Source organism: Zavarzinia sp. (assembly GCF_049306435.1).
GTDB lineage: Bacteria > Pseudomonadota > Alphaproteobacteria > Zavarziniales > Zavarziniaceae > Zavarzinia.
This window is the reverse complement of the sequence record NZ_JBAQRT010000212.1, coordinates 24,344-33,078: the sequence shown is the minus strand read 5'-3', so window position 1 is coordinate 33,078 and position 8,735 is coordinate 24,344. Positions and strand designations below refer to the sequence as shown.

Below are 8,735 nucleotides of genomic sequence, written 5' to 3'. Positions count from 1 at the left end.
CCGCCGCCCCGCCCGCCGCCGATGCCGACTGGCCCGCCGGTTGCCCCGCCCCCGGCAACTGCCCGGCCAGCGCCGCCGATGGCAAGTCGGAGAAGGAGCGTCTGGTCGAGGCCATGGAAACCGCTGGCTGGGTGCAGGCCAAGGCCGCCCGCCTGATGGGCCTCACCCCCCGCCAGATGGGCTATGCCCTGCGCAAGCACGACATTCCGATCAAGAAATTCTGATGCGACACCCCCGACGTTTTGTCGGGGGTGCGACACGGCGGGCCGACAAAACGTCGCCCTCCTGACGGCGGCTTTGCCCCGCCGCAAGTGATCACCCAAACAAATCAATAACTTGTCCCCTTGGCACGCCGCTTGCGAAGGGAACGGGTGGGGATCTCTTGCGACGGAGGAAGAGCGTGGCACAGTTGATACCGCTCGGCAGCCTGGGGGCGCCGACATCGGCCGAATCCATGCGTGAAGCCCTCGAGGGGGGTGGATGCTCATCCTCGTCCTGCGGCTCGTCGGAGGGTGCCGGCGACCTGCCGCCCGAGGTCTGGGACCGCATCAAGGACCATCCCTGTTACTCGGAAGAGGCTCATCACTATTTCGCCCGGATGCATGTCGCGGTCGCACCCGCCTGCAACATCCAGTGCAACTACTGCAATCGCAAATATGATTGCGCCAACGAAAGCCGGCCCGGCGTCGTTTCCGAAAAACTGACCCCCGAACAGGCCCTGCGCAAGGTGATCGCGGTCGCCAACGAAGTGCCGCAGTTCTCGGTCCTCGGCATCGCGGGTCCCGGTGACTCGGCCTACGACTGGCGGAAGACGAAGGCCACTTTCGAGCTGGTGTCGCGGGTGATCCCGGACGTGAAACTGTGCCTGTCGTCCAACGGCCTCGCCCTGCCCGATCATGTCGACGAAATCGCCGGCATGAACATCGACCATGTGACCCTGACCATCAACATGGTCGACCCCGAGGTCGGCACCAGGATCTATCCCTGGATCTTCCACCGCGGCAAACGCTGGACCGGGCTGGACGCCGCCAAGATCCTGCACGAGCGGCAGATGGAGAGCCTCGACCTCCTGAAGGCTCGGGACATCCTGGTCAAGGTGAACTCGGTCATGATCCCGGGCATCAACGACCAGCATCTGATCGAGGTGAACAAGGTGGTGAAGGGCAAGGGCGCCTTCCTGCACAATATCATGCCCCTTATTTCCGATCCCGCCCATGGCACGCATTTCGGCCTGACCGGCCAGCGCGGGCCGACGGCGATGGAACTGAAGGCATTGCAGGACAAGCTGGAGGACGGCACCAAGCTGATGCGCCATTGCCGCCAGTGCCGGGCCGATGCCGTCGGCCTCCTCGGCGAGGACCGGGGCCAGGAATTCAACCTCGACCTCCTGCCGGAAGAGGTCGCCTACGATCCCAGCCAGCGCGAGACCTACCGCGAGATCGTCGCGGTCGAGCGCGGCGAGCATGTCGCGGTGCGGAAAGCCGCCAGCGCCGAGGTCTCGGGCCTGAAGGCCGGCGCCTCCGTCCTGGTCGCGGTCGCGACAAGGGGCGGCGGCCGCATCAACCAGCACTTCGGCCATGCCACCGAATTCCAGGTCTACGAAGCCTCGGCCAAGGGCGTCGCCTTCATCGGCCATCGCAAGGTCGAGCAATATTGCGAAGGCGGCTGGGGCGAGGATGCGACGCTGGACGGCGTCATCGCCGCCCTCGCCGGCATCGATGTCGTGCTCTGCGCCAAGATCGGCGATTGCCCGAAAGACAGCCTGACCGCCGCCGGCATCGAGGCGACCGACGAACACGCCTTCGACTGGATCGAGGCCGGCATCGCCGCCTGGTATGCGGCGCGTCACAGCCCGGCCGAACAGCTTCTCACCGCCTGACCCCCGACACGAAAGGATCGCCATCATGGCCTACAAGATCATCACCTCCCAATGCACCGGTTGCTCGGCCTGCGAATTCGAATGCCCCAACGCGGCGATCCGCATGAAGGGCGACATCTTCGTGATCGACCCCAAGAAATGCACCGAATGCGAAGGGCAGTTCGACGCCCCGCAATGCGCGGCCGTCTGCCCGGTGCCGAAAACCTGCGTTCCGGCCTGAGGAAGGTCCCCCGGTGCCGGCGATGGAGCTGACGGGCGAAGCCCTCGACTGGCTGGGCCGGCCGGTCTCCTGCCGGTCGTGCCCGCATGAGGCGATGCACCGCGACGGCCGCTGCCGCAAGGGCAAGACCTGCGTCCGCGACCGCCGCGCCCGCCGGGTGGAGCGTTTCTTCATCGATCACCCGGAATTGTCCGGCCAGTATCTCGACCATCCCTATTTCGAGGTGCGGGCGATCGCGGCCAAATATGTCGACCTGTTCCATCTGCCGGCGCTGCTGGCCGACCCGGAACCGGAGGTGCGGGCGATGGCCGCGCTGCGCCTGCCGGCCAGCCGCGTCGCCGCCCTTGCCCATGATCCCGACAGGCGCGTGCGCATCGCCGTCGCCAGCCGCCTCTCGGGCAAGGCCCTGCTCGACATGCTGGCGGACGAGGATTACTACGTCCGCCTCGTCACAGTGCGCCGCCTGCCCCCGGAATTGCTGCCCGCCGCCATGGCGGACGAGGAGCCGGAAGTGCGCCGCTGGGTCGCCCGCCGCCTGCCCGGCAACCGCCTGATCGACATGGCCTTCGATACCGACCCGCTGGTCCGCCAGGAAGTCGCCGAGCGGCTGGAGCCGAGGCGCCTCGCCCTTTTCGCCGATGACGCCGACCTTCGCGTCCGCTTTACCGCCGCCGAGCGCATCCCGGTCGAGGGATTGATCGGCTTTCTCGGCGATGCCGATCCGCTGATCCGCGAAACCGTCACGCGGCGCCTCGCCGCCCGGGAGGAATGATCATGGGCCTTGGCCGCGAAGAAGAAATCGAAACCCGGGGGCCGCCGGCCTTCCGGCCGGGCACCAAGGTGCGGGCAACCCGTTACGTGAAGAACGACGGCACCTTCGCCGGTCGCGACGTCGGCGACATATTGGTCCGCAAGGGCGATGAAGGTTACATCCGCGATGTCGGCATGTTCCTGCAGCGTTACTACATCTACGCGGTCGAATTCATCGACCGGGGCATCGTCGTCGGTATGCGCCGGCGCGAGCTGATTTCCCTCGACGATCTGCCAAAGGAAGGCCACGGCCGATGAAAGTGATGATCCGCAGGGCCGCCACGGGCCTGTCCATCTATGTCCCCAAGAAGGACCTCGAGGAAAGCGTGACCGAGACCGAGCATGAATCCCTGTGGGGCGGCTGGGTGCGCCTTGGCAACGGCTGGGTACTGGACCTGCCCGAGATGGCGGCGGACACCCGCCTGCCGATCACCGTCAACGCCCGGAAGCGCGGCGGGGAGGATTGAGCCATGAACGCCGCCGCCCCCGCCCTGCACCTGGCCGATCCCGCCACCGTGCTGCCCGCCATCCGCAAATGCCTTGCCGAGGAGCGGCTGGTGCCCTTTCTCGGCGCCGGCGTCGCCGCCCTGTCGGCCCCCGCCATTCCGACCGATTACGAGGCCCTGGCCGCCGCCCTCGGCAAGCGCGTCGCCCTGCCGAAACGCGCCCGGGGCAACCCCTGGGCCGCCGCGCAATATATCGAGAGCAGCCGCCATCGCTCCACCCTCGACAGTCTGCTGCGCGAGATCTTCGCCGCGCCGGTCGAACCCGGGCCGCTGCACCACTTCCTCGCCGGCCTGCATCTGCCGCTGATCGTCGATGCCTGGTATGACGGCGCCATGCGTGGCGCCATGGACGGCGTCCTCGACTGGGGCGAGATCCAGGGCATCACACGGGCGGCCATCGGCGAGGACCGCTGGTTCCGCGCCTATGACCGCAAGGGCGCCGAGACACCGACGGTCAACGCCGGGGGCTGGGCCACCCTTCTCTACAAGCCGCACGGCTCGGTCACGCCCGTTGGCAATTTCCTGCTGGCCGACAGCGATTATGTCGAAGTCCTGACCGAAATCGACATCCAGAACCCGATCCCCGACGCCGTGCGCCTGCGCCGTCAGGGTCGCGGCTTCCTGTTTCTCGGTTGCCGCTTCCACGACCAGCTGCTGCGCACCTATGCCCGCCAGATCATGAAGCGCAGTCGTGGCCCCCATTTCGCCGTCATGGGCGATGCCGACCTGACGAAGAACGAAATCCGCTTCCTGCGCGGTCAGGGCATCATCCCGATCGCGGGCGGCCTGGCCGAATTCGTGACCCAACTCGTCGCCTGAGTTCATCTCCAGTCACGAGACGGAAATCCCGGCCGCGATGCCGGGATTTCGCGTTTCCGGCGCCCCGACACCCCCTCACCCCATCCCTCTCCCCCAAGGGGGCGAGGGGGCCCATCTCGTCTCGGTCCGCCCCCTCGCCCCGCCTGCGGGGAGAGGGATGGGGTGAGGGGCGGCGCGCCCATTCCCGAAACCACATGCATTACGGCACCTATTCCCGACCGACCGACAGGCCTGTCGGATTTTGTCGGGGTTGCAACAGCGGTGTCGGGCCCGACAAAGAGCCGCCGCAAGAACACAACCCATTGTTATTACTGTAACTTCCTGCCCACGCCGCAATTGGCACGGCCTTTGCGAAGCAAGTGATGCGAGGCGAGATGCCCGCATGATCATTCCCGAACGAGACAGGATACGAACATGAGCGCACTTCGTCAGATCGCGTTCTACGGGAAGGGGGGCATCGGCAAGTCCACCACTTCCCAGAACACCCTCGCCGCGCTGGTCGAGATGGGTCAGAAGATCCTCATCGTCGGCTGCGACCCCAAGGCGGACTCGACCCGCCTCATCCTGAACGCCAAGGCGCAGGATACCGTCCTGTCGCTCGCCGCTGAGGCTGGCTCCGTCGAGGACCTCGAACTCGAGGACGTCCTCAAGATGGGCTACAAGGGCATCAAATGCGTCGAATCCGGCGGCCCGGAGCCGGGCGTCGGCTGCGCCGGCCGCGGCGTCATCACCTCGATCAACTTCCTCGAGGAAAACGGCGCCTATGACGATGTTGATTACGTCTCCTACGACGTGCTCGGCGACGTGGTCTGCGGCGGCTTCGCCATGCCGATCCGCGAGAACAAGGCGCAGGAAATCTACATCGTCATGTCGGGCGAGATGATGGCGCTTTATGCCGCCAACAATATCGCCAAGGGCATCCTGAAATACGCCCATTCCGGCGGCGTGCGCCTCGGCGGGCTGATCTGCAACGAGCGCCAGACCGACCGCGAGCTGGACCTCGCCGAAGCCCTGGCCAAGCGCCTGAACTCCAAGCTGATCCACTTCGTGCCGCGCGACAACATCGTGCAGCACGCGGAGCTGCGTCGCCAGACGGTGATCCAGTATGCCCCGGACAGCCAGCAGGCCGCCGAATACCGCCAGCTCGCCCAGAAGATCCATGTCAACTCGGGCCTGGGCACTGTGCCCACCCCGATCACCATGGAAGAGCTGGAGGACATGCTTCTCGACTTCGGCATCATGAAGACCGAGGAGCAGGCGCTGGCCGAACTCGCGGCCCGGGAAGCGGCCAAGCAGGCCGCCGCGGCCGCCCAGTAACCAGTGACATCCCCGGCCGCCAGCAGGTGGCCGGGGGCACGATCCGGCACCAAGGAGGGCATCATGAGCCTCGATTATGAAAACGATTCGGAATTCCATGCCCGCCTCATCGAGGAGGTGCTGGAAGCCTACCCCGACAAATCCCGCAAGCGCCGCGCCAAGCACCTCTCGGTCGCCAAGACCACCGAGGGTGAAGAGGCCGCCGAGCCGCTGACGGAATGCGACGTCAAATCGAACATCAAGTCGGTCCCCGGCGTGATGACCATCCGCGGCTGCGCCTATGCGGGTTCCAAGGGCGTGGTCTGGGGCCCGGTGAAGGACATGGTCCATATCAGCCACGGGCCTGTCGGCTGCGGCCAGTATTCCTGGTCCCAGCGCCGCAACTACTATATCGGCAAGACCGGCGTCGACACTTTCGTCACCATGCAGTTCACCTCCGATTTCCAGGAGAAGGACATCGTCTTCGGCGGCGACAAGAAGCTGGAGAAGATCATCGACGAGATCGACGGCCTGTTCCCGCTGGCCAAGGGCATCTCGATCCAGTCGGAATGCCCGATCGGCCTGATCGGTGACGATATCGAGGCGGTCTCGCGCAAGAAGAACAAGGAAACCGGCAAGACCATCGTGCCCGTGCGCTGCGAAGGTTTCCGCGGCGTTTCCCAGTCCCTCGGCCATCATATCGCCAATGACGCGATCCGCGACTGGGTCTTCGACAAGAAGGAGATCGAGTTCGAGGCCGGCCCCTATGACGTCAATGTCATCGGCGATTACAACATCGGCGGCGATGCCTGGGCCTCGCGCATCCTCCTGGAGGAAATGGGTCTGCGCGTCGTCGGCAACTGGTCGGGCGACGCCACCCTCGCCGAGATGGAGCGCGCGCCCAAGGCCAGGCTGAACCTCATCCATTGCTACCGCTCGATGAACTACATCTGCCGGCACATGGAAGAGAAATATAACATTCCGTGGGTCGAATATAACTTCTTCGGTCCCTCGCAGATCGCCGCCTCGCTGCGCACCATCGCCGCGCAGTTCGACGAGACGATCAAGGAAAACGCCGAGAAGGTCATCGCCAAGTACCAGCCCCTGGTCGATGCCGTGATCGCCAAGTATCGCCCGCGCCTCGAAGGCAAGTCGGTCATGCTCTATGTCGGCGGCCTGCGCCCCCGGCATGTCATCACCGCCTACGAGGACCTCGGCATGCAGATCGCCGGCACAGGCTATGAATTCGGCCATGGCGACGACTACAAGCGTACTGGTCACTACGTCAAGGACGGCACCCTGATCTATGACGACGTGACCGGCTACGAGCTCGAGAAGTTCATCGAGAACATCCGCCCGGATCTCGTCGGCTCGGGCATCAAGGAAAAATACCCGGTGCAGAAGATGGGCATCCCGTTCCGCCAGATGCACTCGTGGGATTACTCCGGCCCCTATCACGGCTATGACGGCTTCGCCATCTTCGCCCGCGACATGGATCTCGCCATCAACAACCCCGTGTGGGGCCTGTTCAAGGCCCCCTGGACCAAGGCCGCCTGAACAGGAAGACGCGGGGCGTGTCCTCGGGCCGCCCCGCCCCCTCGACTAGACAAGGATCTGACCCATGCCCCAGTCCGCTGAAAAGGTGCTCGACCACGCACCGCTGTTCCGCGAACCCGAATATCGGGAAATGCTCGCGAAGAAGAAGGCCCTGTTCGAGAACATGCCGGCGGACGACGTCGTGCAGAAGACCGCGGACTGGACCAAGTCGTGGGAATATCGCGAGAAGAATTTCGCCCGCGAAGCCCTGACCGTGAATCCGGCCAAGGCCTGCCAGCCGCTGGGCGCGGTTTTCGTCGCCGCCGGCTTCGAGAAGACCATGAGCTTCGTCCATGGCTCGCAGGGCTGCGTCGCCTATTACCGCTCGCACCTGTCGCGTCACTTCAAGGAACCCTGCGCGGCGGTTTCCTCGTCGATGACGGAAGACGCGGCGGTGTTCGGCGGCCTGAACAACATGATCGACGGCCTCGCCAATACCTATGCGCTCTATGACCCGAAGATGATCGCGGTCTCGACCACCTGCATGGCGGAAGTGATCGGCGACGATCTGCAGTCCTTCATCCAGAATGCCAAGGACAAGGGCTCGGTCCCGGCCGACTTCGACGTTCCCTACGCCCATACCCCGGCCTTCGTCGGCAGCCATGTCACCGGCTACGACAACATGCTGAAGGGCATCCTGGAGCATTTCTGGAAGGGCAAGGAGCGCAGCCCCGGCACTTCGATCAACATCGTGCCCGGCTTCGACGGTTTCGCCGTCGGCAACAACCGCGAACTGAAGCGGATGCTGGACCTGATGGGTGTCGAATACACCATCCTGTCCGATGTCGCCGACCAGTTCGACACCCCATCGGACGGCGAATACCGCATGTATGACGGCGGCACCACGATCGAGGCGGCCAAGGCAGCCCTGAACGCCAAGGCCACCCTGTCGATGCAGGAATATTGCGGGACCAAGTCCCTCGACTATGCCGCCAGCTTCGGGCAGGAAACCGCCTCGTTCCACTATCCGATGGGCATCAGCGGCACCGACGAATTCCTGATGAAGGTATCGGAAGTGACCGGCAAGGCGATCCCGGACGCGCTGACCCGCGAGCGCGGCCGCCTGATCGATGCCCTGGCCGACAGCCAGGCCTGGCTGCATGGCAAGACCTATGCGATCTATGGCGATCCCGACTTCGTCTACGCCATGGCCCGCTTCATCCTGGAAACGGGTGGCGAGCCCAAGCATTGCCTCGCCACCAATGGCACCAAGGCCTGGGAAGCCCAGATGGCGGCGCTTTTCGCGAGCAGCCCTTACGGCGCCGGCTGCACCGCCTGGGGCGGCAAGGATCTGTGGCACCTGCGTTCGCTGATGGCGACGGAGCCCGTGGACCTGATGATCGGCAATTCCTACGGCAAGTATCTGGAACGCGACCTGGACACGCCGCTGATCCGGCTCGCCTTCCCGATCTTCGACCGCCACCACCATCACCGCTTCCCGCTCTGGGGTTATCAGGGCGGCCTGCGGGTCCTCGTCACGCTGCTCGACAAGATTTTCGACAAGCTGGACGGCGAGACCATCGAAGCCGGCGTCACCGATTATTCCTTCGATCTGACGCGGTAACACGCAGCGTCATCCCGGCCGTCGCCGGGATGACGCGAACGGTGG

Annotated in this window: 10 protein-coding genes; all 10 read left to right on the top strand. The window is 65.0% G+C overall.

Annotated features, from left to right (window positions below; genetic code table 11):
- The coding region (locus tag WAZ62_RS12590) for a helix-turn-helix domain-containing protein (protein WP_422643891.1) at positions 1-224 on the top strand (224 nt) is incomplete at its 5' end.
- Between the two features lie 230 nt (positions 225-454).
- Positions 455-1,879 carry a nitrogenase cofactor biosynthesis protein NifB gene (gene nifB, locus WAZ62_RS12585; RefSeq protein WP_422643894.1) on the top strand — a complete coding sequence of 475 codons (1,425 nt, stop codon included), beginning with the start codon at positions 455-457 and terminating at the stop codon, positions 1,877-1,879.
- A gap of 25 nt (positions 1,880-1,904) precedes the next feature.
- A complete protein-coding gene (locus WAZ62_RS12580) occupies positions 1,905-2,099 on the top strand; it encodes a 4Fe-4S dicluster domain-containing protein (RefSeq protein ID WP_422643890.1) in 195 nt (64 codons plus the stop codon).
- A gap of 22 nt (positions 2,100-2,121) precedes the next feature.
- Positions 2,122-2,871 (top strand): 4Fe4S-binding leucine-rich repeat protein, encoded by a 750-nt coding sequence (locus tag WAZ62_RS12575; RefSeq protein ID WP_422643893.1) that lies wholly within the window; start codon positions 2,122-2,124, stop codon positions 2,869-2,871.
- 2 nt (positions 2,872-2,873) lie between these two features.
- The gene (locus tag WAZ62_RS12570) at positions 2,874-3,167 is read left to right on the top strand and encodes a nitrogen fixation protein NifZ (RefSeq protein WP_422643889.1); all 294 of its coding nucleotides are present in this window, start codon (positions 2,874-2,876) and stop codon (positions 3,165-3,167) included.
- Complete coding sequence (gene nifT, locus WAZ62_RS12565) at positions 3,164-3,376, top strand: putative nitrogen fixation protein NifT (RefSeq protein ID WP_422643888.1); 213 nt, start codon at positions 3,164-3,166, stop codon at positions 3,374-3,376. Before WAZ62_RS12570 ends, nifT begins: the two co-directional genes overlap by 4 nt.
- 3 nt (positions 3,377-3,379) lie before the next feature.
- On the top strand, positions 3,380-4,234 hold the full coding sequence (locus tag WAZ62_RS12560) for an SIR2 family NAD-dependent protein deacylase (protein WP_422643887.1): 855 nt from the start codon (positions 3,380-3,382) through the stop codon (positions 4,232-4,234).
- A gap of 414 nt (positions 4,235-4,648) precedes the next feature.
- The gene (gene nifH / locus WAZ62_RS12555; protein ID WP_422643886.1) at positions 4,649-5,551 is read left to right on the top strand and encodes a nitrogenase iron protein; all 903 of its coding nucleotides are present in this window, start codon (positions 4,649-4,651) and stop codon (positions 5,549-5,551) included.
- A gap of 63 nt (positions 5,552-5,614) precedes the next feature.
- Positions 5,615-7,087: a nitrogenase molybdenum-iron protein alpha chain gene (gene nifD / locus WAZ62_RS12550; protein ID WP_422643885.1), complete on the top strand. Its 1,473-nt coding sequence runs from the start codon at positions 5,615-5,617 to the stop codon at positions 7,085-7,087.
- Between the two features lie 64 nt (positions 7,088-7,151).
- Complete coding sequence (gene nifK, locus WAZ62_RS12545; protein ID WP_422643884.1) at positions 7,152-8,690, top strand: nitrogenase molybdenum-iron protein subunit beta; 1,539 nt, start codon at positions 7,152-7,154, stop codon at positions 8,688-8,690.
- Positions 8,691-8,735 lie beyond the last annotated feature (45 nt).